Origin of the sequence: Hymenobacter humi, assembly GCF_042665855.1 — a bacterium.
In the GTDB taxonomy this organism is placed as follows: domain Bacteria; phylum Bacteroidota; class Bacteroidia; order Cytophagales; family Hymenobacteraceae; genus Hymenobacter; species Hymenobacter humi.
The window spans coordinates 2,485,500-2,507,789 of record NZ_JBHTEK010000001.1; the positions used below are offsets into that span (position 1 = coordinate 2,485,500).

Consider the following 22,290-nt stretch of genomic DNA (forward strand, 5'->3'; position numbering starts at 1 on the left):
CGCGAGTTCACGGCCGCTTCCTACAAGCCATTGCCTTTCGGCACTTCCAGGCCCCAGTTCCGGCCTTTTTCTACGGCAGGCACACCGCTGGATAGCCACACGGGGGCCGGCTGGCCTTTGAGGTAGTGGTCGAAAAACTGGAGCTCGCGGACGGAAATGTCTTTGCGGTTTTCGCGCTTCACCAGGTTGTGGGCTTCGCCGTTGTATTGCAGCAGCCACACGGGCTTGTTGAGGCGGCGCAGGTCGGTGAACATTTCGATGCCCTGGTACCACGGCACGGCCCCGTCGGCGTCGTTCGACATGATGACCACCGGCGTCTGCACCTTGGGCAAGTAAAACAGGGGCGAGTTCTGGATGTAGAGCTCGGGCTTTTCCCACAGCGTGGCCCCGATGCGGCTTTGCGTGTGCTCGTACTGGAACTGCCGGCTCATGCCCGATTCCCAGCGGATGCCGCCGTAGGCGGAGGTCATGTTCACCACCGGCGCCCCGGCCCAGGCGGCGGCGTACATGTTGGTTTGGGTGATGAGGTAGGCCACCTGATAGCCGCCCCAGCTTTGGCCCTGGATGCCAATGTGCGAGGCGTCGACCCAGCTGCTTTTCTTGAGGCTCTCCACGCCCGAGTTGATGAACTCGACGGCCGACGGGCCGGGCGCGCCGATGGTGTAGCTGATGTCGGGCGTGAACACCAGGTAGCCGTTGCTGGCAAACATGGCGATGTCGAGCCGCGAGGGCGTGGGCGCGGGAGCCGTGTACTTGTACAGCCCGTCCGACAGCTTTTCGTAGAAATACACCACCATCGGGTACTTCTTGGCCGGGTCGAAATTTTCCGGTTTATAGAGCACGCCCGTGGCGTTGTAGCCCTTCGGCGTAGTCCAGCGCACCAGGCTCGGCGCTAAACCAGTTGTAGTCCTTCTGCTGGGCGTTGATGGCGCTGAGCTTGGTTTCCTTTTTTAGGTTGCTGCTCACGTACACGTCGGCCGGCCGGCTCACGTCCGACTTGGTGTACAGGAAGGTTGAGCTGTTTTTGGCCTGCTCAACGTTCGAGTAGCCCATCGGGGCCATCACCACCAGGCTCGGGGCTTTTGGTGCTGGCAATGCTCTTCTTGTAATAGCCCCATTCCTTGCTCACGTCGTTTTGCACGAGCAGCAGCAGTTCGTCCTTTGGCTCAATAAATTCCTTTTTGTCCACCGGAATACGGTAGCGGAACCGCAGCTTGTTCTTCCGGCCCACTGCGTTGGTAAAGTTGCTGGCCTGCCCGGTTTTGGGGTTGATTTTCCAGATGTCGTACCGGTCATAAATGAGCACGGCCTCGTCGTTTTTCATCCAGACGGCAATGCCGTACGGCTGCGGGTCCTCGGGCGAGTCGTTTTCCTCGTCGGTAAAGGAAACGCCCGCTTTCTCGGTCAGGTTCGTGGTTTTGCGGGTGGCCACCGAAAAGGCAAACCAGTTCTTGGCCGCGTCGTCGTACCACACGGCGTAGTCGCCGTGCGGCGAAAGCTGAAACCGGCTTTTGGCCGCCTTCGAGTTGATGGCAATCCGCTCGCCGGTGCGCGTCGAAACCAGAAAAGCCTGCTTGCGGGTGTTGCCCTCCCATTGCAGCGAGACGCGCTTGGCGGTGTCCGTGACGGCCAGTATGTACTCGGCGTTCTTGTTTTCGGCCTGGTACGAATCGCGCAGGTATTCGTCTTCGAGCCTGAATGAATTTGTTGTCCTGCTTGGGATAAATCACCGCCAGGTAGTTGCGCTGCAGGTCCTTCTTCAGGTTCTTGAGCTGCATGGGCTGCAGGTAGTCGTCCTTATAATTCCAGATATCCAGCTTTGCGTGCTCAAATTCTACCAGGGTGGTGTCCTGCGGGATGGGGTCGGGGGCGGTGCCGAAAAACAGCTTCTCGCCGTTGTCGCTGAACTGCACCTTGCCAAAGCCGCTCGGCGACCAGCCCGATTTCAGGTTCCTGGCGCCGGGCAGCAGCACGGCCTGGGCGCTATCGGCCCGGAAGTCGGTGTAGTAGAGCGTAAACGGCTTCACCAGGGCTTTTCGGGGTGCTTCTCGGCCGTAAAAGCCAGCTGCTGGCCCGCGTCGTCGAAGGCCAGGTTCTTGTAAACGCCTTTCCCCGAGCTGGCTTTTTTGACGTCGCCGGAAGCCAGGTCGTAGACAAACAAGCCCGATTTCACCGTCTTGCTGTTCTTGGGGGCCGCCACCGCGAAGGCCGTTTTGTTGCCCAATTTGCTGAGCCGATAATCCGTCACGGCCGCGAACTCCCGCGAGCTGCCCTTCGACAGGTTGAGTACGGTCAAGTCGGCGCCGGCTTTTTCGTTTCGAGCAGGCTCGTCGGTTATTTTCTTGAGCGAGTCGGTGGGCGCTTTTTTAGCTCCATCCTTGGTCGGCATTTTCGTGGCCAGAAAGGCCAGAACCGAAGCCTTTTCGGCCAGCTGAAATGACTTGACGTTGGCGTATTTCGTGAGCTTGCCCGTTTGCAGCGCATACACGCCGAGCGAATCTTTCGGCATGTCCTCGGGCTTTTTCTTCTTGATTTTGGCCTGCCGGACATCCTTGTACAGGGGCTTAATCAGGAAAGCCACGAACTTGGAATCGGCGGTAAATACCGCCGAGTCGCCGCGGCTAATCTGCTTCAGCGCGCGGTTGCTGGCCGTTTTGATGTAGAGCGTACCGTCGCCCTGCTGGGGCTTTATCTGGAACACCACGTACTTGCCGTCGTTGCTGATTCGCTGGTTGGCGATGCTCTCCCACTGGTCGTAAACCGAGTGGTCGAGCGGCTTTTTCGGGGCCTGCTGGGCCCGGGCAAGCGGTAGAAAAGCAAAGCAGGCGAAGAGTAAGAGTAGCTTGGGCATATGCAATGGGATTATTCCCAAATGTACACCCGTGCGGCCATTGCTTTCGGGCAGCAAATGGAGCTGCCAAAACGCCCGCCAGTAGCTCCGACTCACGGCCGGTAGCAGTGTCCGCCGCAAGATGCCGCACTTTGCTGCAACTGAGCAAGACGGGAACCATCCCACCGCAACTCGGTGCCGCCTGGGAGTCTGAACGGGGTGGAGCAGCCCTCATTTCACGGCAGCAATGACAGACCGCCGTACCTGCAATCAATTCGGCTCAATTTTCTTAGCCGATGCAAATGCCTGTAGCAGCCGGGCAGGCCCGCTGCTGGCACCTCGGCAATAAGATACTGGAAAAAGAGGGTTAACTTAAGTGAAAGACTGCTCGTTAGGGCCTTAAATTCTGATGTTGAACAATTTGGATAGAGTAGCGAGCCTATGTTCTGTAGCTCAGCTGTTTGGCTAAATCCCGCCGGAGCCTCTGTCCTTTAAATACTTTGAGCGTGAGCCACTATTTTATATCTCTGCTGTTTTTTTCAACCCTTTTCGGTTTGACGCTCAAGAGGAAGCCCCTCCCGAGCCCCTCGCGTTAACGGCCAAAACCTCCGCGCGGGCTACCGGACCGAAGGCCCCGGCAGCCAATGCCTCTGCGCGCAAAGCGGCGGGAAGCGCCGTGCGCATCACGGTTACGTTTGCCGCCCCGCCGGGCAGTGCCTACTCGCGCCTGGCGCCCACGCTGTACAATAAAACGCGGGTCTTGCAATTTGAAGAGGACGACTCCCCGGCTACGATTTATACCGACGTTTACCCCCTGTTTCACGGCGGCAGGGGCCCCAATGGGCAAGTGTACCCCGGCCTGCGCTACACCGACGGCTGCGGCCACAGCCGGCGCTACACGGCTGCCGTGGCCATCAACGGCCACAATACCTACAACAATGCGGTGTGGCTGGACCCCGGCCCCCAGCACGACCCCGGCAAGCTGGTGTGGGCGCAGGCCCAGGAGCTGCTCGACAAGGGCTGGGACATCGAAAACCACTCGGACCTGCACACGGCTGGCAATCCATCGCCCGCACAGCAGATAGCCGACCTGGATATGCTGATAGCCAGCCGGCTACAAGGCTATCAGCCATCGGTGCTCGTTGTGCCCACCAATTTTGGGGGCTACCCGACGGCCGCCTTTGCCGCCGGCTACATCGGCGTTTCCAGCGCCAGCCAGAGCGACGGCCTGCCTTTCGTGGATGCCTACACCAACAACCGGGTGCTGCTCCGAACGCTGCCGGCGCCCGGTACGCCGTTTGTGTATCGCCGCTACAGCGCCGATGCCAACAACGAGGAAACGGCCCAATCGCTGCTCAACCGACTCAAGCGTGTGACCGATGACCTCCTGGCTCCCGGCGAATCTACTTCGGACGTGTACCTGCAGCGGGTTTTTGCACATACCATCAACTTCAACGTGCTGAGCGAGTGGATGAACTACACCCAGACCGCTGCCCAAGACCGTTTGTGGGTGACCACGCTGCGCGAGTTTGAAGAATACCGCCGCGTGAGCAGCCAGGTCGTAAAAACCGAGTCGCTGACCGGCAACACACTGACCATCAATCTGGATTATTCGCGGGTAAATCCCGGCACCCGTTTTCAAAGCCTGACGTGGCTGGTCGATTCGCCCGGCACCATCACCGAGGTTAGGGTTACAGGCGCCGACAGCAGCAGCTTCAATCCCGCGACCAAGCAGGTCAACGTATACCGGTCCCTGGTGCAGCAGGGGCCGCCCTTGCCCGTGCAGCTCACGGCCTTCACGGCCAGGCGCGAAAGTGCGGGCGTGCGGCTGGACTGGCGCACGGCGTCGGAGCTGAACGCTAAGCAGTTTGAGGTGCAGCGCTCCGCCGACGGCAGGAGCTTTACGTCGGTGGGGACGGTGCCTTCGGCGGGCACCAGCTCCAGCCCCCGCACCTACGCCTATCTGGACGCCTCGGTACCTCCCGCCACCAACTGGTATTATCGCCTGCTGCAGATCGATAACGACGGCACCCGCGCCTATGGCCCCGTGGTGCAGGTAGCGGCGGGCGCCGCCCTCGCCGCGCAGGTGCGGGTGGCGCCCAATCCGGCCCACGCCGGCGACGGCCTAACGGCGACTGTGGACAACTGCGAGGGCAAGACGCTGCTGCTGCAGCTGCTCGACGCCACCGGGCGCGTGGTGTTGGCTCAACCTTCGAAACCTACCGTAGCGCAGCATCAGGTCACGCTTGCTTTGCCCGGAGGCATCGGCGCCGGTGTGTACACGCTGCGGGTAGTGGGAGCGGGGCTGCCCCTGCAAACCCACGTGATGCTGACGCGGTAGCGGGACTTGCCGCTGGGAATGGCTCAAGACGGCACCGGCGGTTAGCTTAGGGTGTCCGTAAGTTTGGGAGTACCCGGGGCTAGGAAAATACATGCACAATTTGTCCCAGTTTGAATCCTCGCGGCCGGTGGTGTTGCTGCCGTACCAGCCCGCGTGGGCCCAGGAGTTTGTTGCGCTGGCCCAACGGCTGCGCACCGCGGCAGGAGCGGGGCTAATGGGCATCGACCACATTGGCTCTACCGCCGTGCCCGGCCTGTGCGCCAAAGACGTGCTCGACGTGCAGCTGCAATTGCCCAGCTTAGCAGATGCAGCGGGCCTCACGCGGCGGCTGTGTGCGGATGGTTTCCGGCAAGGAGAACAGCTCACGTGCGACATTTTTCATGGCATGTCGCCCCACTCTCCCGAGCTCGCCAAGCTGTACATGCGCGAGCCGGTGGGTGAGCGGCGCGTGCACCTGCACATTCGAGAGGCCGGCCGGTTCAATGCCCGTTACGCGCTGCTCTTTCGCGATTATCTGTGCGCCGAGGCGCCGGCCCGGGACGAGTACGGCGAGCTAAAACGCCGCGCCGCCGCGCTGTTTCCCAACAGTATCGACGGCTACCTGTTTCTGAAAGAACCGGTTTTCCACCTTGTGTACCAAGCGGCTGAGCTATGGGCAGAAAAGACCGGCTGGCAGCCACTTGGCGAATGAATGTAATAGGCTTAAATTCAAATAGTTTTAGTAGTTGTTTGGGTTAGTATTTACAGTAAGCAGAACGGTGTAGAGACGCATAATTGCGTCTCGTCGTCCGCGCCCCTTGGGTGTCGTTCAACGATGAGACGCAATTATGCGTCTCTACACCGTCCGAGCATCACCCATCGGCCTGTTCAACCGCCGCTAGCCTTCTGCCCGCAGTACTTCCAAGGGCGAGCGGCGCAGTACGTCGCGACTGTTGAGCAAGCCAATGCCAGCCGTGAGCACCGTGACAACCCCGGCCAGCCCCAGCAGCGGTAGCAGCGCGGGGCCAAATCCGACTTCGAACACCCACACCGCCAGCGCCCACGCCGCCAGCACCGCCAGCCCAATGCCCGCCAGCGCGGCCAACAAACCCAACAGGGCGTACTCCACCAGCGTGATGCGCATGATTTGGGCCCGGCTGGCACCCAGGGTACGCAGTAGCACACTCTCGCGCACGCGCTGGTAGCGGCTGATAACCACCGAGCTGCTCAGCACAAGCAAGCCGGTGAGGATGCTGAAGCCCGCCATGAAGCGGATGACGAAGGAGATTTTGCCCAGAATATCCTCGATGGTTTGCAGAATCAGCCCCAGGTCGATGGCCGAGACGTTGGGGAACTGGCGCAGCAGGTCCTGCTGCACCCTGGCCAGCGCGGCCGTGCTGCCCGTGCGCGTAAGCAGCACGTAAAACTGCGGGGCCTGTTCCAGCGACCCCGCCGGGAAAAGTACCAGAAAGCTGGGCTGCACGCGGCTCCGGTCAACTTCGCGGGTGCCGCCTACAACGGTGCGCAGCGGCGCCCCTGCACGTTGAAGTCCAGCGTGTCGCCGAGCTTTAGCTTGGCCCGTTGCAGGTAGCTCTGCTCCACCGAAATGCGCGGCGTGCCGTCGGGTGCCCGGCTGGGGGCGGTGCCGGCTACCAGCTTTTCCGAGGAGTTCAGCGAGTCGCGGTACGTGACGCGGTACTCGCGGGTGAGCACCCAGGGCGGAATGCCCAGGGCCGTGTCTTTCTTGATGGCCGACACCGAGCGCCCGTTGATGGCCGTTAGGCGCATCGTGACAATGGGCACCCGCTGCAGCACCGGCAGCCGTTGGGCCTGCAGCAAGGCTTCTACCCCGGCCCGCTGCTCGGCCTGAATGTCGAACAGCACCAGATTGGCCTGCGAGCCTGGGACGCCAGCTGCACCCGGCCCAGCAGCAGGGCCTGGGTGAGGAATAGGGTGGCCAGCAAAAACGTGCCCAGCCCGATGGACGTCACCAGGGTGAGTGTTTGGTTTTGAGGGCGGTATAAGTTGGCCAGGCCCTGGCGCCAGGCGTAGCCCCAGCTCACCGGGAAGAAGCGGCGCACCAGCCCCATCAGCAAGCGGCCCAGGCCAGCCAGCGCGGCAAAGGCCGCCAGCAGGCCCGCGCCAAAGCCCAGCGTCAGCTTCCAGTCGCGGGTCTGGCTGTAGGCAAAGGCCAGAATAAACAGCCCTATTACGGCCAGCACCACGCCCCGCAGCGGGTCGGGGGCGCTGGTGTCTTCCTCAAAAGCCACGCGCAGCACCCGCAGCGGCGACACCCGCCGGATGCTCAGCAGCGGCAGCAGCGCAAAAGCACCGCCATGAGCAGGCCCGTGACCAGGCCCGTGAGCACGGCCGGCCACGACACACTCACGGTGATGGCCACCGGCAAAAAGTCGCCCAGCACCCGCGGCAGCAGCCCTTGCACCGCGGCGCCCAATGCCGCGCCCACTATTGCGCCCACCAGCCCCAGGCCTGAGGTTTGCAACAGATAGATGAGCAAGGCCTGGCGGCCGCTGGCCCCCAGGCATCGCAGAATGGCCACAGCGGCCAGCTTTTCGCGCACGTACAGGTTTACGGCGCTGCCCACGCCCACGCAGCCCAGCAGCAAGGCCACAAACGCCACGAGGCTGAGGTAGCGCGTGAGGTCGGCAAAGGAGCGGCCGATTTGCTGCTGGCGGCTGGCCACGGTGTCGGCGTCCACGTCGGCCTTGTCGAGGCGGCGCTGCAGGGTTTTGACCACAGCCGCCACCTCGGTGCCCGGCGCAAACCGGAACGAGCGCCGGTACTGAACCCGGCTGCCGCGCTGCACCAGGCCCGTATTCGCCACCAAGCCAACTGGAATAAACACCGTGGGCGCCACCGCCGAGCTGATGCCCGACTGCCCTGGCGTCTTGAGCACCCGGCCGATAATGGGCAGCGTAATGCCGCCTACCTGCACCGAGTCACCGACTTTCGCTCCAAATTGAGCCAGCAGAACATCGTCGACCAAAGCCCCAGGAGCTTGGCCGGGAGCGCCAAAACGTTGGGCGGCGGCCCGGGGCTCGGTCTCCCAATCGCCGTAGAAAAAGCCGCCGTCGCGGGCCCGCACCTGCGCCAGCCGCACGCCTCCACCGGGCCGGAACTCGACCAGGGAGGCAAAGGAGATTTCGCGGGTGCGCGCCTCGCCCAGCCGGTTCAGGGTTGGCAGCAGGCTCGGGGCAAACGGGTGGTTGGCCGACAAAACCAAATCGGCCCCCAGCAGCTCGCGCGCCTGCTCGCTGATGCTGCGCGCCAGGTTGTCGCCAAACGAATTGATGCCCACCAGCGCGGCAATGCCCAGCACAATGCTGGCCATGAATAGCAGCAGCCGGGCACGGCTGCGGCGGCTGTCGCGCCACGCCATGCGAAGAAGCCAGGGAAATTGGTCATTGTTAATTGAGGGAAGTTGAGCCAATAACTCCCCTCCTTAGTTGAGGAGGGGATGTTTGAGCTTCAGCTCAAACGGGGGTGGTTGAGTCGTTGAACGATACCCGAACGATTTCCACGCGAGTCGTGCGCCAGTCGTTCAATGAATCCCCTGCGGTGCCACCACCCCAGCTCAACTTAGCAGTTGAGCGTCCCCTCCTTATCCAAGGAGGGGAGTGATGTTCAGGCCTCCACCACCTTGCCGCCGCGAAGGCGCAGCGTGCGTTGGGTGCGGGCGGCAAGCTCTAAATCGTGGGTGACGAGGACGAGGGTGGTGCCAGCTTCGCGGTTCAGCTCAAACAGGAGGTTGACGACCCGCTCGCTAGTGTCGGGGTCGAGGTTGCCGGTGGGCTCGTCGGCGAAGAGCACCGCCGGGCGGTTGGCGAAGGCCCGGGCCAGCGACACGCGCTGCTGCTCGCCGCCCGAAAGCTGGGCCGGGTAGTGGTGGGCGCGGTCGGCCAGCCCAACCCGGTCGAGCAGCGCCAGGGCCGTGTGCGCGGCGCCCCGCTGCCCGCGCAGCTCCAGCGGCACCAGCACGTTTTCGAGCGCCGTGAGCGTGGGAAGCAGCTGGAAGTTCTGGAAAATGAAGCCCACGTGGTAGTTGCGCACGGCCGCCCGCTCGTCTTCGCTCAGGTTATCCAGCTGAATGCCGTTGAGCCACACGCTGCCCGACGTGGCCCGGTCGAGACCGGCGCACAGGCCCAGCAGGGTGGTTTTGCCCGAGCCCGAGGGGCCCACAATGGCGAAGGTGTCGCCCGCCGCCAAGTCGAAGCTCACGGCGTGCAGCACGGTGAGGGAGTGGCCGGCGCTGGCGTAGGTTTTGGTAAGGGAGTCTACTCGAAGAATGCTCATGCAGGAAATATAAATCGGAGTTTTGGCCGTGGTGCGCCACGAAGGAAGCGGGAACGAGGAGGGCATCCCACTATCCTTGCTGACGCGGCCACCGCGTGGCTGGTCGCGAAACCGCGCCGCGCCGGGCGCGTTACGACTACGGAAGACGCCAAAACCTTCGCTATGTTTTCTGTCTTTACGGCTTTCTGCCCAACCCGCTGCCCATGACTCTTGTTCGCTTTGCGCTGGCCGCCCTGCTCACCCTGGCACTGAACGCCTGCAATTCCAACCCGCCGGCCGAAACAGCCACGGCTCCACCCGTGGCTCAGAAACCCCGGCTCAACCCGCCCAGCCCACCGGCAGGAAGCGCCTGTTGTTCTTTGGCAACAGCCTCACGGCGGGCTACGGCGTGGAACCCGAAGAGGCCTTTCCGGCGCTGGTGGGCCAGAAAATTGATTCGCTGGGCCTGAAGTATGAGGTCATCAACGCCGGGCTGAGCGGCGAAACCACGGCCGGCGGGCGCAGCCGCGTGGGCTGGGTGCTGCGCCAGCCCGTCGACGTATTTGTGCTGGAGCTGGGCGGCAACGACGGCCTGCGCGGCATCCCGCTCACCGACACGCGGCGCAACCTGCAGGCCATCATCGACACGGTGCGGCGGCGCAGCCCCGGCGCGCAGATTGTGCTGGCCGGTATGCAGATTCCGCCCAACCTGGGCGCCTCGTATGCCACCAACTTTAAGGCGCTCTATCAGGAAATTGCCGAAAAAATGAGTTGGTGCTGATTCCCTTTCTGCTCGAAGGCGTGGGAGGCGACCGGCGCCTCAATCAGCCCGATGGCATTCATCCCACGCCGGCCGGGCACCGCATAGTGGCCCGCACGGTGTGGGCCGTGCTCCAGCCGCTGCTACAGGGCGCTGCTGCCCCTGCGGGCTCATAGGCTTGTAGAGACGCAATATGTTGCTTTTCGTCGTTGAACGAAAATTCGCGAACAATTAACCCAAGGCGCAGAAAATCAGACGCAACATATTGCGTCTCTACAGCTCAACTAAACAGCTTATTAGATAACGCGCAGGCCGTCCACGTCCACTTCATCGCGCAGGAGCTCCAGGTTGCGGTAGGCCAGGGGCGGCCGGCGTCGGTGCTCAGGTCGGGGAGGAGGGAGCGGGCTGCGTCGAGGGTGAGCTGCGTGTACTTGCGCTCGCCAAGGTAAATGGCTACGGGGCGCCCAAGGCGAGCGTCGTGGCTGGCCAGGGCGCTGTCAATGGCCGTCAGGATAATGCTCATGTGTAATAAAACGCCGTTAAGGGGCGAAATATAGAAGGTTTTTAAGAAATTAGAAAGCAAATGGCTGAAAAATTTGTACTCTTATGGTCGAGGTAAGGCAGTTGACCTCCCAGTTGCAGCCTCCCCGTACCTTTACCGCATGACAACAGCAGCTTCCGGGCGCGCCGTTTCGGCCGCCGCGCACGACTCCCGGCCCATTGGCATGTTCGATTCGGGCATTGGCGGGCTCACGGTGGCCCGGGCCGTGGCGCGGCGCCTGCCCCACGAACGCATTGTGTACTTTGGCGACACGGCCCACTTGCCCTACGGCGACAAAGCGCGGCCGCCATTCAGGCTTATTCGGTCAAAATCTGCGATTTGCTGCTGCGCCAGCACTGCAAGCTCATCATGATTGCCTGCAACTCGGCCTCGGCGGCGGCCTACGAGCGGTGCGCGAGTACGTGGGCAGCAAAGCCCGCGTGCTGAACGTCATCGACCCCATCGTGGCGCACCTGGGTCAGGCGTACCCCGGCCGGCGGGTGGGCCTCATCGGCACCAAGCAGACGGTGAACTCCAACGTCTACAAAAAGAAGGTCGACGACCTCGACGCCGGAGTGGACCTGCAGTCGCTGGCCACCCCGCTCCTGGTGCCCATGATAGAGGAGGGGTTCTTCAGTAACTCCATCAGCGACGACATTATTGGCACCTACCTCAGCCACGCGACCCTGGCCGACATCGACGCCCTGGTGCTGGCCTGCACGCACTATCCGCTCATCAAGGAGCAAATCGCCCGCTTCTACGGCGGCCGGGTCGACGTGCTCGACGCCTCCGACGTGGTAGCGGCCGACGCCGAAGCCTACCTGGCCGCGCACGGCCTGCTGGCACCGGCCAGCACTACGCCGCCCGCGCACCACTTCTACGTGTCCGATTTTACCCGGTCGTTTGAGGAAAGCACGAGGATATTTTTCGAGCAGGAAGTGCATCTGGAGCACTATCCGCTCTGGGAATAGTGCCCGACAGTAGTTTTCTAGCCTTGCGCCCGTAAGTTGAGCTAACACAACGGCACTCAGGTGTTAAATTGCCAATCAATCTAAGTTACCCACTCATTTCAAGCCATTTCTCATGAAAAAACTTCTCCTCACGTTCTTGTCCGTAATGCCGTTGGCCGGCTGGGGCCAGAACCTGGCCCAGTCCGATTTCACCGGCGTGCTCGTGCCCCAGTACATCAGCAATGGCAACAACAGCAATGCCGCAGTGGGCGCTTCCAACTACCCGGGCCCGCGTCTGGCACTCGTGTTTCGGGCCACCGTATCGAATCTAACGGCGAATACGGCTTACCGCTATTATGTACAGGCGGCTTCGCAGACGGATATCGGAACCACGGCCTCCGGGGCTGGCGTATTGCTGATGGTAAACCCCGCTGCCACCACGGCCGCTACCACCTACGTTACGGCCAGCACGGGCAGCTTGTCGGCAGCAGGGCAGTACGGCAGCTTCACCACCGATGCCAACGGGGCCTACACCGGCTGGTTTGCTTTGGTAAACTCGAACAACGCCCGTTTCCAGACGCCCGGCACGGCGTTGTTCCCAAGCATTACACTGGCAACCGACGCGGTTCCCGGCACTATTGTGGCCCGTCGCGCCCTCAACCAGAGCGTTACCGTGTTGGGCTTTGTGAATGCCGCTGGCGCCGCCAACGGCACGCTACTCACCGGCTCTTCGTCGGCCACTCCCAAGAACCTCGTCTTCACCTACGATAACGTGGCTGGCACGGGCCGCCCGCTGAGCGTGGGCCTGGTTGAAAGCGTGGGCGTTGCCACCGGCACGGTTTCTAGCACCGCCGGCCCCACCGTGTACGCCTACAGCACTGCCGCGGGCGCGTACACCGCGGTTGTCCCCAATGCCCTCGCCAATGGCGTCCGCCGCGTAGAGCAGCGCTCCATCGTTGACAATTCAATTGTGGGATGCGCTTCCGATGCCGATGGTACCTGGCCCAGCGGTGCCAATACCGTAAACCCCACCGGTGGTGCCGGCGCCGCCCTGGTTTTGACGGCTACGGATACCCCCTGAACACCAATGCCTGCAGCACCGCCACGGCTACCAGCGCCAGCAAAGCCATGCCCGGCCTAACGGTGTCGCCCAACCCCGCCACCGACCGTATCGCAGTGGGCTTGCCCCAGGCTGGCGCTGCTACGGTAGCCCTGCGTGACCTTACGGGCCGTTTGGTGCTCGCTCCTGCGGCCCTGGCCGCCGACCAGCAGGTGCGCCTGCCTAACAGCCTCGCCACTGGTACTTATCTGCTCGAGGTGCATCAAGGTTCGGTGACTGCCGTGCGCCGCATTCAGAAGAACTAGCTCAATTCAGAGTTAGCCCAATAAGTTGGGCAGAATTTTAAGACCAAACAAAACTGCCTCTGCTTCGGCAGGGGCTTTTTTGTTTGGTCGTGATTTCAGGTAATCAAGCAGCAAAACAGCTAAAGAGAAGCAAGCAACTGAGGTCTCTTGAACTGCCAATTGACCAGCCTTAAGTAGGTGAAAAGCTACAGCTTCTCCTCCAGCCACAAGTACCCTGCTGCCAGCAGGAAGAGGCCAAAGAACCACGCCGTGGGCCATGGCACCTGCACGGTGTCTGTGGCCTGGGGCCCAGCCGCGGGCACCGCGGTTGCGCGCTGCGCAAGGGCCTGCTGCCGGGCTTGCCCTTCCGGGCCCGGCCAGGACGAAGCAGGAAAGACGTAAAAACTGTGGGTGCTGCGGCCTGGTCCGCGCACCTGGTGCCAGCCAGCCGCGGCCGGCCAAAATTGAGCTGTGCTCCACTCGGGCAGGCGGGTGCCCTGGCGCATGGCCAGCCGAACGGCGGGGCCCCCGGCCAGCGCTTTTACGGTGGGCTGGGCTTCGGGAAAAGCCGCGGCCAAATGAAGGGTAAGCGGCTGGGCGGGGCGGGGCCACGGCGAGCCCGCGCGCCAGGTGGCCGTGGCCGGGGCGGGGGCGTGGCAGCAGTCAGTAGGCGGGTCCAGAACGAGGCGTATACCGGTGTGCGGCCCTGCAGCGCCCACTGGAAGGTTTCGGGCACCACCGACACCACCACGAAGCCTAGGCCGGTCCGGCGGCTGGCCGCCACCAGCGCCTGGCCCGGGCCCATGACCAGGGACCGCAACGCCGGCGCCGGGCGTAGCTGGGCGGGCATCGCCGCGCGGGCTTCAGCGGGCGCATCTGGCCAGGTCAGGGCTTGCGGCACGGCTTGAGCGCTGCGCGCGGCAGGACCGCAAAATCGAAGCGTGCGGGCGTGGCCCTGGGCAACGGGGCCGAATTGGCCAGCACAATGAGGCCTAACCGGCCCGCGTCGACGGCCGCTTGCAAGGCCTGCGTTTCAGCCCCCGACAACGCAGCCAAGGTGGGCGCATCGGCGATGATAACCGAATAATGCGTGAGCAATGCGGGCGTAAGCCGGCTGAGGGCCAGGGCCGGCTGGTTAAGAAAATCCGTTTGTACCAGGCCGCGGCTTACCGTGGTGCGCAGGGCTACGGGGTAGTGCGCTTCGCCCAGGTAGTTTTTGAGGAACCGGAACTCGAACGATGGCGTGGCCGTGAGCAGCAGCACCGCGGGCAGCTGCGGCGCTGTCACCTCCACCGGTACCGGTTCGGAGATTACGGGCTGGCCGGCTCGGCGGAGTTGAAGCTCATAAAGCGCCAGGCCGGCTGTTTTGGGCTGGTAGCGAAGCCGGAAGGCGCCGCTTCCGGCTGGTAGTTGCACCGAATCGCGGGCCGCGCCTGCCGCGCGCAGGTACACCCAGGCTGCCTTGCTGCCCTTCGGGGCCGCTACGGTTCCTTCCACGCTCAGCAGCTGGCCTAGCAGGGTCTTTTGGTTCCATAATGCTGTGCGAAAGCCTGCCAGGGCCGGGGCGGCGTGCAGCTGCATCGGCAAGGCGCCCAGGGCCGAGAGCTCGGCCGCGGGCAGGCCCTGGCCCACCAGGTGCAGGCGGCGCAGAGCCGGCCGCTGCTCCGCCAGCGTGAGCAGGCTGGCCAGCGGCCGGGCCCTGGCCGGCGCCGCTGCCCGTCCATAATACCAGACCGGCGTGCCCGCCCCCAGCCCCCGCAGCAACTGGCGTAGCGTGTCGGGCTGAAACCCATCGGTGAGCAGAATGGCTTCGGCGCGGGCCGCGGGCAGTTCCCGCATCGGCGGGAAAGCGGTAAACCACAAGGCCGCCGCTGCGACTGCCCCGGCCACCACCCGAGCCCACCGTTGCCGCTGCCGCGCCCGCTGCCGCGCCCGCTGCCATGCCAGCGCCATCAGCCCAACGCCGAGCAGCAGGCAGAAAGCTAGTAAAATATAATAAATGGTGAGGTGCGTAGTCGTAAAGGCCAAAATGCTAGCGGCTTAACTCTTGGAAATAACGCCGGGCCAAACGGTTGGGAGCGGGTGGAGCTACCGGGGCTGGAGCGGGCGCCGCCAGCAGGTCGGTGAGGGCGCGCTCTATCGGGGCGCGGCACTCGTGGCAGGCGGGGCGCCCGGCGCGGACGTCGGCTACCAACTCGCGCAGGGCACGCAGGGCCGGCAAATACACGCCCGGCCGTTGCAGCGCCGCGCCGGCCAGCTCCGAGCCGGCTTGCTCCAGCACCCGTACATCGGTGGGAGCGGGGCGGGTTGTGGTGGCATTCTGCGCCAGCCAGCGCAGGGCGGCGCGCACCGCGGGCTGGGTGGTGGCGGCCGGTACGTTCTGCTGGCGTTGGGGCACGGCAGCCCCGGCCAGGTCGCCGGTCAGGCGCAGGGTGGCCTCGGGCATGGGCTGCAGCACAAAGCCCGCCTTCTTGACGTAGGCACGGGTTTGCTGCTGCACTTGCTTGAGCAGGCGCAAGGCGCGGTACTCGTAAGGCAGCGCGGCCTTGAGCCTGGCCGGTGCGCAGGCGCAGCTCAGCGGCCCACATTTCGTTGAGCACGGCGCGCAGCTTGGCTTTCACGGCGGGCTCGAGGAAGTCGGCCGTTTCTGAGTCGTCGTGCTTGTGCATGTAGGGTTCCATCAGCGCGTCGCTTTCGGCGGTGGGCGACGCTTTGGCGGAAGTGGCGGGCGGCGTGTCGTGCTCGTGGTGCTCGTCGGCTTCGCCCGGTTTTTCGCCGGCGTGGTCGGCAGTGGGCGCCTCGTCTTCGTCCTCGGCAATGGGAGAGGGCGGGGCGCTGGGGGCCATGCTCCCGCCCACCTCCTCGCCCATAAACTTGCCGTAGCGCAGGCGCAGCGTTTGCTGGTCAAAGCCCAGGGCGTTGGCGCGGTCGGCCACGGTGGCGGGGGCGAGCCTGGGTTTTTCGGCTATCAGCTTTTCGGTGTCGATGATGATTTGGCGCTGGCTGCGGAAGTACGCCGGGGCCACTTTCACGCCCATGCCCATGTCGGCCTGGCTGTCGGCCACGGCGGTGTCCTGCCACTGCACCAGGTAAGAATCGGTGCGGGAAGAGTGGCCGGCGTTGTCGCGGGCCGAGATGTAGAAGTACAGGCTCGTCGCCATAAGTCAGGCCCAGCTTGGGTAGGTTGAGCTGGCTGGCGAGGCTGCTTTGGGCCGGCTGCCCGCTCAGGGCCGCGCTCAGGTCGCGGCGTACTTCCCGGAATTTCACCGCTTCGCCCTGCCCTTGGGCTACCGTGATAACCAGGCTCGGCGCGGCTCAGGCCGTAGTCGTCGCGCACCGTGGCACGCACCGGCAGGTCGGGCCGCACGCCAAACTCCACCAGGGTGTACGGTTTAGGCGTCTGAATGCGCACCACCGGCGCCTGGTCGGGCCGCACGTCGATGGCATAATCATCGGAAACCGTCCCGGCAAAGCGCAGCCGGTAGAGCGTGGAGGCGCTCAAAGTTTGCTCGAGGAAAAACATGCCCGCCTGCCCGGCCACGGCCTGCATCAGCAACCGCTGCCGGCCCAGTTCTACCTCCGGTACCAGTCGGCGGGAGCCGCTCACGCGCACCTGCCAGCGCACCCGCGCCCCCTGCGGGCACTGAAACGAGGCCTGGGCCGGAGCGAAAGCCGGCAGTCGGGTGTAGGCCGGCGGCGTTACCAGCAGCTTGGTTTCCAGAATGCGGGCCGGAGCCTGGCCGGCCACGATGGGCGCGCTATTGGAGAAGCGCACCGCAACTCCTTTCGGTTGGGCCGGCTTTTGAGACTGAGTGGGCCACCACCACAGCACCGCGCTGGCCAGCAGCAGTGCGCCCGTAATCAGCAGCGGCTGCCGGAATGACACGGGAAGGGTTAACTCCCGGGCCGTCTGTAGCTCGTGCAGGCGTTGGGCTACGCGCTGCTGCTGCAGGCGCTCAAGTAGATTGAAGTGGTCGGGGTCTTGCAAAAGCAGCCCGGTGCTGTCCTCCAAAGCCGGGAACTGCCGGTCGAGCCGGGGCGCAATACTGGGAGCCAGTTTGAGCAGGGGCCAGAGCAGCACCAGCACGAGCAAGAACCCGAGCGCCGCCACGGCGGCAAAGGCCAGCTGCGCGGCCGGCCAGTGCCGGTTTAGCCCCAGCAAAAGCAGGGCACCCGCCGCGGCTGGCAACAGGATAGCTGCCGCCCGCCGCCAAGCATAGCTGCGCCCAACCGACCTGAGCAGCTGCCGGGCCTGGGCTAAATCCACGGTTTGAGAAGAAGCTACCGGCTGGCTCATAGGGCGGAAGGGAGGGTCTGCGCTTCCCGTCGACGGGCCAGCAGGCGTTCAAGAGCAAATAGCAGCCCCGCCACCAGCACCAGCCAGGGCCGCAAATCGGTCTGGCGGAAGCTCTGGGGCACGGCACTGGTTTTCGCCGCGCTGGCTGACGGCATGGGTGTCAATTGCTTGCTGCTTAATATCAGCTGCGTGGGGTCCAGAGCACGCTGGTCGAAGGAGGCCAATGTTTGCTCCAGTGCGGTTGGGGCTGGGTCCGCCTCATCGGTGAAGTCGGGCTGGAGCAGCCTGAGCAGCCGCGCCGGAAAGGAAGGACTGTCGGCCAGTTCGCTCCAGGGGGTTGAGCCGGGTAGCTAGTTGATAGAATGCGCCTGCGCCCAAGGTGCGGTGGGAAAGCACCGGCCTGCCCAAGCCATCGGACCAGAGTGGCAAGCTGGCAACTGCCGAGTTGGGCTGCGCAGTGCTGCGTCTGAAGATGCTCACAGGGACTTCGTCGGCCTCAGTTACTGCCAGGCGGGCCTTATCGGGCACGCCGGGGCCGGGCGCTTCCTGCCACACGCGGGTGCCCCGGCGCATTGCCTCGCGCCAGCGAGCGGGCAAAGGCGCATCGCTCAGCCAGAACAGCCAGTCGGGAGCGGTGGAAGGTGTGGGCGGCGTGGCGGTGGTTTGCAGAGCCAGCGGCACGGGCAGGCCCGTTGCGGCGGCGCGCAGCCCAGCTTTCAGGTAGCTCGCGTCCAAGGCAAAGGGCGCAGTTGCATAAATGGCGATGCGAAGCGGCCGCGAACGCACCGGAATGGCCGGCAACGGCTGATAGCTGCCGGCGGAACCCTCCTGAACTGGGCGAAGCATGCTGCCGCTAGCCCCAATTTCCAGGCGGAAAGCCGGGAGCCCGGCCAGGCGAACCACTGCGCCGGGCTGCGGCCGTTTAATCGATATAGTCCGAAACGTCGTCCGTGTTTCGTTGCTTTGGCCCAATATAAGTCGTAGGCTATCGGCCCGAAAACCAGCGGCCTGCACCCAGGTGGCCGAGGCAGAGTTTGGCAGCGTTTGCCAGGTAACCGTGGCGGGAAGCCCGGACTGCAGGCCCTGGAAACTGCGCAGGGTGGCCGGTGTGAGCACATAAAGCGGCTGCTCCGGAAACGTGCCGGCTGCTTGCTGCACCCGCGCCCATTGGAAATTTATCCCCGATTTGCTCACGGCCGCCAGCACGCGCGCACTATCGCGCGGGCCCACCGAATCGACCCGCAAAGCGGCGCGGGACATCTTGGGGAAGCCGGCCGCCAACCACCGCAGCGCATAGCCCCGCCGGCGCAAAGAATCTACCGTGGGCCGCAGGGCGGCAAAGGCGGGCGTGCCAATCAGCTCCGGGCTCACCAGCACCTGGCCCCGACCGCCGGGCAGCACCTGGCGCCACTCAGGGCCGGCCAGCCCCACGGCCAGTACCGCTAGTAAGGCCGTGCGTAACAGCAGGAGCCACAATTGCTCGGGCTTGAGGTTGCGCAGCCGCCGATTGGCGCCCGCCGCTAGCCAGCGGAGGCTGCCCACTGCCACTTCCCGGCCGGGCCGGCGATTCCACAAATGAATGGCCACCGGTACCAGCAAGCCCAGCAGGGCCAGCAACGCAGATGGGTTAAGAAGCGTGAGCAAGAAAGTACGGCCAGGATGAAATCAGAACACAGACGCAGAACCACTACCGACCATTGCAGGGGAGTGCAATGGCATCAGAGAATTCGCAAGTACTGTAACAAAAGTAGCCCAGGCAGCCAACCCGCCCGGGCTAAATTTTACATTCCGTATTCTGACCCGCCAAAGGGCCTGTGTTAGCCAGGTTCGACCAGGCATTATTCGCAGGCTACTAACTGCTCACGGCCTAAAAGCCGTTGAGAATTCCTTTAAGGTCGCGGGCTTTTTCGAGGGTGCGGAATTCGGCTTGCAGGGAGCGCACGCGCACCCGGTCCTCGAGTGGAGCTGGTCGCCCACCTGGCTGTAACGGTCGTTGAGGCGGCTCAATACCAGGTTTGCATCGTCCCAGTTGGCTTTGGTCCAGCGCTTGTGCTCCAGGCGCGTGGACTCCACCAGGCGGCTGTAGAGGTCGGGCAGTGTGCTGGCCATAGCCCGATTGATAGGCGCACTGGTGTTTAGCAGGCGGCGCTGCACTGCCGTTGCGGCGCTGTCGCGGGCCTCGCCCACCAGCACGGTTTCGGGCACCGGATGGCCTTGCTCAATGGCCCAGTCCTTGAAGCGCGCCTTCTGCCCAAGGTACTCGCGGCGCGACTGCACCGACAGGTCGTTGAGCGCGGCATCGAGGCGCTTGGTCATGCGGGTGTAATCGTTCAGAAGGGTCTCCCAGTCGAGCCGGACCGTGGCCATGTTCATCTCCAGCTTCTCATCGACCCAGTAGCTGAACGTGCGCAGGTCCTGCTCCGGAGTGGCGGCCGACTTCTTCGGGGCGGCCGTGGTCTTGGTGGTGGCCTTCGTAGTCGATACTTTTGAAGTAGTAGCTACTTTGGGCTTTGCCGGAGTAGAAGTGGCCGTGGTTGTCGTTTTTTTAACCGTGGTCTGTTGAGCAGTGGCCGAAGTGGCAACCAACGGAAGCAGCAGAGCAACAAGCGCTACAGGAAGAAGAATGCGTTTCATAAGTCGGGGAAAGGAAGCTATACGAGCGACCGGCTGTCAGGCGCTACTTAAGCAGGGCAATTTCCGGCCCAAAAACGTAGATATATACGAGCGGGGTTCTGTTTTAGCGAAATATCAACGCAGTTGTTCACTAATTCGGCCCTTGCCCCGGTCAAGTAAATCGGCTGGTAAAAGCATGCAAAGGCCCGGCGCAGAACGCCGGGGCTGCGGCTCCCTAAAGCAGCTCAACTTATGGCATTGCGCCGCCGCAGAAACTCCCGAATGGCCTGGTCCAGCGGTTCGGCGGTGCTGAGCTGGTGGTAGTCGAAGCCTTTGCGGCGGGCGGCTTGAGCTGTTTCTTTCAGCCACTGCTGCAGCTGTTGCTGGTAGGCGGGGCGCTGCTGGTCGGCGTCGAGCCTGGAGGGTGCGGCCGGTTTCCAAATCACGGAAAGTAACCGAACCCTGGTAGCTGAAGGCCAGCTCGTTGTGCGAGAGCAGGTGCAGCAGCAATACGTCGCCGCTCACGGCGCGCAAGCGAGTAAGCAGGGCGTTGATTTCAGATTCTTCCTCGTACAAATCACTCACGCACACCGTAAGCGCGCGCTGCCGCCGGGCAGTGAGCGGTGCCAGCGTGCCCGCATCGGGGAATTGGCCCGCGGCTTCCACGGTTTCGAGGGCATGGTAGAGGCGGGGCAGCTGGCGGGTATCGCCGCTGGCCGGTAGGTGGCGCAGGCCGGCTGGGCTCAGAATTGTGAGCCCCACGGCGTCGCCCTGCTGGTGGCTGATGTAGGCCAAGGCGGCCAGTAGCAGCCGGGCGTAGTCGAGCTTGGTGAGGCCGTTGTCGTCGCGGTGGTTCATGCTGGCACTGGCGTCGAGCAGCAGGTGCACCGTCAGGCTGGTGTCTACTTCCGATTCGCGCAGGTAGTAGCGGTCGGAGCGGGCGGCCAGGCGCCAGTCGAGGCGGCGTAGGTCGTCGCCGGGCTGGTAGGGGCGGTACTGGCTGAACTCCATGCCCGCGCCGTGCCGGCGGCTGGCGTGCGCGCCGTTCAGGAAGCCCTGGGCCGCTTGCCGCGCAGCCAGGGACAGGTTGCGCAGGCCATGTAGGAGTTCGGGGTTCAGCATTTGGGGCTTAGAGTCAGATAGATTGAAGGAGCTTAGAGGGGTTGAGCTAATCGGCTTTGCTTCAAACGTCTGTCATGCTGAGCGCAGCGAAGCATCTTATCACGTTAGATTTGTTCTGCGGGGATAAGATGCTTCGCTGCGCTCAGCATGACAGATGATTGTGAGTGGTTCGATTAGTTGAGCTAGCGAGATGCTTCGACTGCGCTCAGCATGACGTTCTAATTCCAGCTACACCGTTACCGCGACGGCTGCCAGCAACGCCGCAACGGCATCGTCCGGCGTTAGATTCTCGGCCTCCGCGTTGAAATTGAGCAGGACCCGGTGGCGAAGCACGGGCGGCGCCAGCGTGCGGATATCCTCTAGCGTCGCGGCAAAGCGGCCGTGCAGTAAGGCCCGCGCTTTGGCACACAGAATAAGTGCCTGCCCGGCCCGGGGCCCGGCGCCCCAGCGGCCGTATTCTTTGATGAACTGCACTTCCGACGTAGCCGGCCGCGTGGCGCGCACTAGGCGGTTCACGAAGTCCATGAGCTCGGGGCTGAAGCTGACCTGGCGCACCAGGCTGCTGGAGCTGCCGGATGTCGGCGCCGCCCAGCACGGGCTGTACCTGCTGCCCATTGGCGCCGGTAGTGCCTCGCAGCACGGCCAGTTCCTCCTCGGCCGTGGGGTAGCCGATGCGCACGTAGAGCAGGAAGCGGTCGAGCTGGGCTTCGGGCAGGGGGTAGGTGCCGCTTTGCTCGATGGGGTTTTGGGTGGCCAGCAGGAAGAAGGGCTTGGGCAGGGCGTGTTCGGTGCCGGCGTAGGTTACGTGGCCTTCCTGCATGGCCTCGAGCAGGGCCGCCTGGGTTTTGGGCGGCGTCCGGTTGATTTCGTCGGCCAGCACGAGGCTGGCGAAAATGGGCCCGGGGTTGAACTTGAACGAGCGGTGGCCGGTGCCGTGGTCTTCCTCCAGCACCTCGGTGCCGAGAATGTCAGTCGGCATCAAATCCGGCGTGAACTGAATGCGGCGGAAGGGCAGGTCGGTGGCGGAAGCCAGCGTGCGCACGAGCAGGGTTTTGGCCAGGCCCGGCACGCCTTCGAGCAGGGCGTGGCCACCGGCCAGCAGGGCCACCAGCACTTCGTCCAGCACGGTTTCCTGGCCCACGATGACCTTGGCAATTTCGGCTTTGAGCACTGGCAGCTTGGCCAGTAGGGTGTTTACTTCTTGTTCAGTCATTTTTTTA

At 63.7% G+C, this 22,290-nt stretch carries 25 protein-coding genes and 3 pseudogenes; 7 read left to right on the plus strand and 21 right to left on the minus strand.

From position 1 onward, the window contains the following. Positions 1-20: 20 nt before the first annotated feature. The 5 genes from ACFQT0_RS13955 to ACFQT0_RS13975 are packed head-to-tail and all read right to left on the minus strand — an operon-like array spanning position 21 to position 2,851. Positions 21-881 (minus strand): alpha/beta hydrolase family protein, encoded by an 861-nt coding sequence (locus ACFQT0_RS13955; protein WP_380203602.1) that lies wholly within the window; start codon positions 879-881, stop codon positions 21-23. Further along, a complete protein-coding gene (locus ACFQT0_RS13960) occupies positions 832-1,068 on the minus strand; it encodes a hypothetical protein (protein ID WP_380203604.1) in 237 nt (78 codons plus the stop codon). Before ACFQT0_RS13960 ends, ACFQT0_RS13955 begins: the two co-directional genes overlap by 50 nt. Beyond that, complete coding sequence (locus ACFQT0_RS13965) at positions 1,034-1,324, minus strand: hypothetical protein (protein ID WP_380203606.1); 291 nt, start codon at positions 1,322-1,324, stop codon at positions 1,034-1,036. Before ACFQT0_RS13965 ends, ACFQT0_RS13960 begins: the two co-directional genes overlap by 35 nt. After that, on the minus strand, positions 1,293-2,027 hold the full coding sequence (locus ACFQT0_RS13970) for a hypothetical protein (RefSeq protein ID WP_380203608.1): 735 nt from the start codon (positions 2,025-2,027) through the stop codon (positions 1,293-1,295). Before ACFQT0_RS13970 ends, ACFQT0_RS13965 begins: the two co-directional genes overlap by 32 nt. Beyond that, positions 2,024-2,851, minus strand: a complete 828-nt coding sequence (locus ACFQT0_RS13975) for a hypothetical protein (RefSeq protein ID WP_380203610.1) — start codon at positions 2,849-2,851, stop codon at positions 2,024-2,026. The genes ACFQT0_RS13970 and ACFQT0_RS13975 overlap by 4 nt, the downstream gene beginning before the upstream one ends. Before the next feature lie 655 nt (positions 2,852-3,506). Here ACFQT0_RS13975 and ACFQT0_RS13980 point away from each other — a divergent pair. Both ACFQT0_RS13980 and ACFQT0_RS13985 read left to right on the plus strand, forming a co-directional pair. Beyond that, positions 3,507-5,171, plus strand: a complete 1,665-nt coding sequence (locus ACFQT0_RS13980) for a hypothetical protein (protein ID WP_380203612.1) — start codon at positions 3,507-3,509, stop codon at positions 5,169-5,171. 91 nt (positions 5,172-5,262) lie between these two features. Beyond that, complete coding sequence (locus tag ACFQT0_RS13985) at positions 5,263-5,862, plus strand: GrpB family protein (protein ID WP_380203613.1); 600 nt, start codon at positions 5,263-5,265, stop codon at positions 5,860-5,862. A gap of 186 nt (positions 5,863-6,048) precedes the next feature. On the opposite strand, the gene ACFQT0_RS13990 is transcribed toward ACFQT0_RS13985, so the two are convergent. From ACFQT0_RS13990 to ACFQT0_RS14010, 5 genes are all read right to left on the minus strand, one after another. Then, on the minus strand, positions 6,049-6,633 hold the full coding sequence (locus ACFQT0_RS13990) for an FtsX-like permease family protein (protein ID WP_380203615.1): 585 nt from the start codon (positions 6,631-6,633) through the stop codon (positions 6,049-6,051). Positions 6,634-6,662: 29 nt separating this feature from the next. Further along, the gene (locus tag ACFQT0_RS13995; protein WP_380203617.1) at positions 6,663-7,034 is read right to left on the minus strand and encodes a hypothetical protein; all 372 of its coding nucleotides are present in this window, start codon (positions 7,032-7,034) and stop codon (positions 6,663-6,665) included. Next, complete coding sequence (locus tag ACFQT0_RS14000) at positions 6,995-7,528, minus strand: hypothetical protein (RefSeq protein WP_380203619.1); 534 nt, start codon at positions 7,526-7,528, stop codon at positions 6,995-6,997. The genes ACFQT0_RS13995 and ACFQT0_RS14000 overlap by 40 nt, the downstream gene beginning before the upstream one ends. Next, positions 7,456-8,550 carry an ABC transporter permease gene (locus ACFQT0_RS14005; protein ID WP_380203621.1) on the minus strand — a complete coding sequence of 365 codons (1,095 nt, stop codon included), beginning with the start codon at positions 8,548-8,550 and terminating at the stop codon, positions 7,456-7,458. Before ACFQT0_RS14005 ends, ACFQT0_RS14000 begins: the two co-directional genes overlap by 73 nt. A gap of 245 nt (positions 8,551-8,795) precedes the next feature. After that, positions 8,796-9,464, minus strand: a complete 669-nt coding sequence (locus ACFQT0_RS14010; RefSeq protein WP_380203623.1) for an ABC transporter ATP-binding protein — start codon at positions 9,462-9,464, stop codon at positions 8,796-8,798. A gap of 352 nt (positions 9,465-9,816) precedes the next feature. Here ACFQT0_RS14010 and ACFQT0_RS14015 point away from each other — a divergent pair, with 352 nt between their 5' ends. Beyond that, positions 9,817-10,224, plus strand: a complete 408-nt coding sequence (locus tag ACFQT0_RS14015; RefSeq protein ID WP_380203625.1) for an arylesterase — start codon at positions 9,817-9,819, stop codon at positions 10,222-10,224. Beyond that, positions 10,218-10,379 carry a hypothetical protein gene (locus ACFQT0_RS14020; protein WP_380203627.1) on the plus strand — a complete coding sequence of 54 codons (162 nt, stop codon included), beginning with the start codon at positions 10,218-10,220 and terminating at the stop codon, positions 10,377-10,379. Before ACFQT0_RS14015 ends, ACFQT0_RS14020 begins: the two co-directional genes overlap by 7 nt. A 104-nt stretch (positions 10,380-10,483) precedes the next feature. Here ACFQT0_RS14020 and ACFQT0_RS14025 read toward each other — a convergent pair whose 3' ends face one another. Beyond that, complete coding sequence (locus ACFQT0_RS14025) at positions 10,484-10,726, minus strand: hypothetical protein (protein WP_380203629.1); 243 nt, start codon at positions 10,724-10,726, stop codon at positions 10,484-10,486. Positions 10,727-10,928: 202 nt separating this feature from the next. Between ACFQT0_RS14025 and murI the strand changes: the two are divergent. The 3 genes and pseudogenes from murI (at position 10,929) to ACFQT0_RS14040 (ending at position 13,059) form a co-directional block, all read left to right on the plus strand. After that, positions 10,929-11,715 (plus strand): annotated as a pseudogene (gene murI, locus ACFQT0_RS14030) (glutamate racemase). A 112-nt stretch (positions 11,716-11,827) separates the two neighbouring features. Next, the gene (locus tag ACFQT0_RS14035; protein ID WP_380203631.1) at positions 11,828-12,775 is read left to right on the plus strand and encodes a hypothetical protein; all 948 of its coding nucleotides are present in this window, start codon (positions 11,828-11,830) and stop codon (positions 12,773-12,775) included. Between the two features lie 47 nt (positions 12,776-12,822). Next, a complete protein-coding gene (locus ACFQT0_RS14040; protein ID WP_380203633.1) occupies positions 12,823-13,059 on the plus strand; it encodes a T9SS type A sorting domain-containing protein in 237 nt (78 codons plus the stop codon). A gap of 185 nt (positions 13,060-13,244) precedes the next feature. On the opposite strand, the gene ACFQT0_RS14045 is transcribed toward ACFQT0_RS14040, so the two are convergent. The 10 genes and pseudogenes from ACFQT0_RS14045 to ACFQT0_RS14090 form a co-directional block, all read right to left on the minus strand. After that, entirely contained in the window at positions 13,245-13,616 is a 372-nt protein-coding gene (locus ACFQT0_RS14045) for a hypothetical protein (protein ID WP_380203635.1), read from the minus strand. Beyond that, entirely contained in the window at positions 13,580-13,939 is a 360-nt protein-coding gene (locus ACFQT0_RS14050) for a hypothetical protein (protein ID WP_380203637.1), read from the minus strand. Before ACFQT0_RS14050 ends, ACFQT0_RS14045 begins: the two co-directional genes overlap by 37 nt. Beyond that, the gene (locus ACFQT0_RS14055) at positions 13,924-15,066 is read right to left on the minus strand and encodes a hypothetical protein (RefSeq protein ID WP_380203639.1); all 1,143 of its coding nucleotides are present in this window, start codon (positions 15,064-15,066) and stop codon (positions 13,924-13,926) included. Before ACFQT0_RS14055 ends, ACFQT0_RS14050 begins: the two co-directional genes overlap by 16 nt. After that, on the minus strand, positions 15,021-16,199 hold the full coding sequence (locus tag ACFQT0_RS14060) for a hypothetical protein (protein WP_380203641.1): 1,179 nt from the start codon (positions 16,197-16,199) through the stop codon (positions 15,021-15,023). Before ACFQT0_RS14060 ends, ACFQT0_RS14055 begins: the two co-directional genes overlap by 46 nt. A 143-nt stretch (positions 16,200-16,342) precedes the next feature. Continuing rightward, a pseudogene (locus ACFQT0_RS14065) lies at positions 16,343-17,335 on the minus strand (DUF4175 family protein); the annotation flags it as partial. Then, on the minus strand, positions 17,332-17,559 hold the full coding sequence (locus ACFQT0_RS14070) for a hypothetical protein (RefSeq protein WP_380203643.1): 228 nt from the start codon (positions 17,557-17,559) through the stop codon (positions 17,332-17,334). The pseudogene ACFQT0_RS14065 and the gene ACFQT0_RS14070, both read right to left, overlap by 4 nt. A gap of 34 nt (positions 17,560-17,593) precedes the next feature. Continuing rightward, on the minus strand, positions 17,594-18,979 hold the full coding sequence (locus ACFQT0_RS14075; protein WP_380203645.1) for a BatA domain-containing protein: 1,386 nt from the start codon (positions 18,977-18,979) through the stop codon (positions 17,594-17,596). 216 nt (positions 18,980-19,195) lie between these two features. Further along, positions 19,196-19,969, minus strand: a complete 774-nt coding sequence (locus tag ACFQT0_RS14080; protein WP_380203647.1) for a hypothetical protein — start codon at positions 19,967-19,969, stop codon at positions 19,196-19,198. A gap of 114 nt (positions 19,970-20,083) precedes the next feature. Continuing rightward, on the minus strand, positions 20,084-21,070 hold the full coding sequence (locus ACFQT0_RS14085; RefSeq protein ID WP_380203649.1) for a DUF58 domain-containing protein: 987 nt from the start codon (positions 21,068-21,070) through the stop codon (positions 20,084-20,086). Positions 21,071-21,298: 228 nt separating this feature from the next. Beyond that, positions 21,299-22,283 (minus strand): annotated as a pseudogene (locus ACFQT0_RS14090) (AAA family ATPase). Positions 22,284-22,290 lie beyond the last annotated feature (7 nt).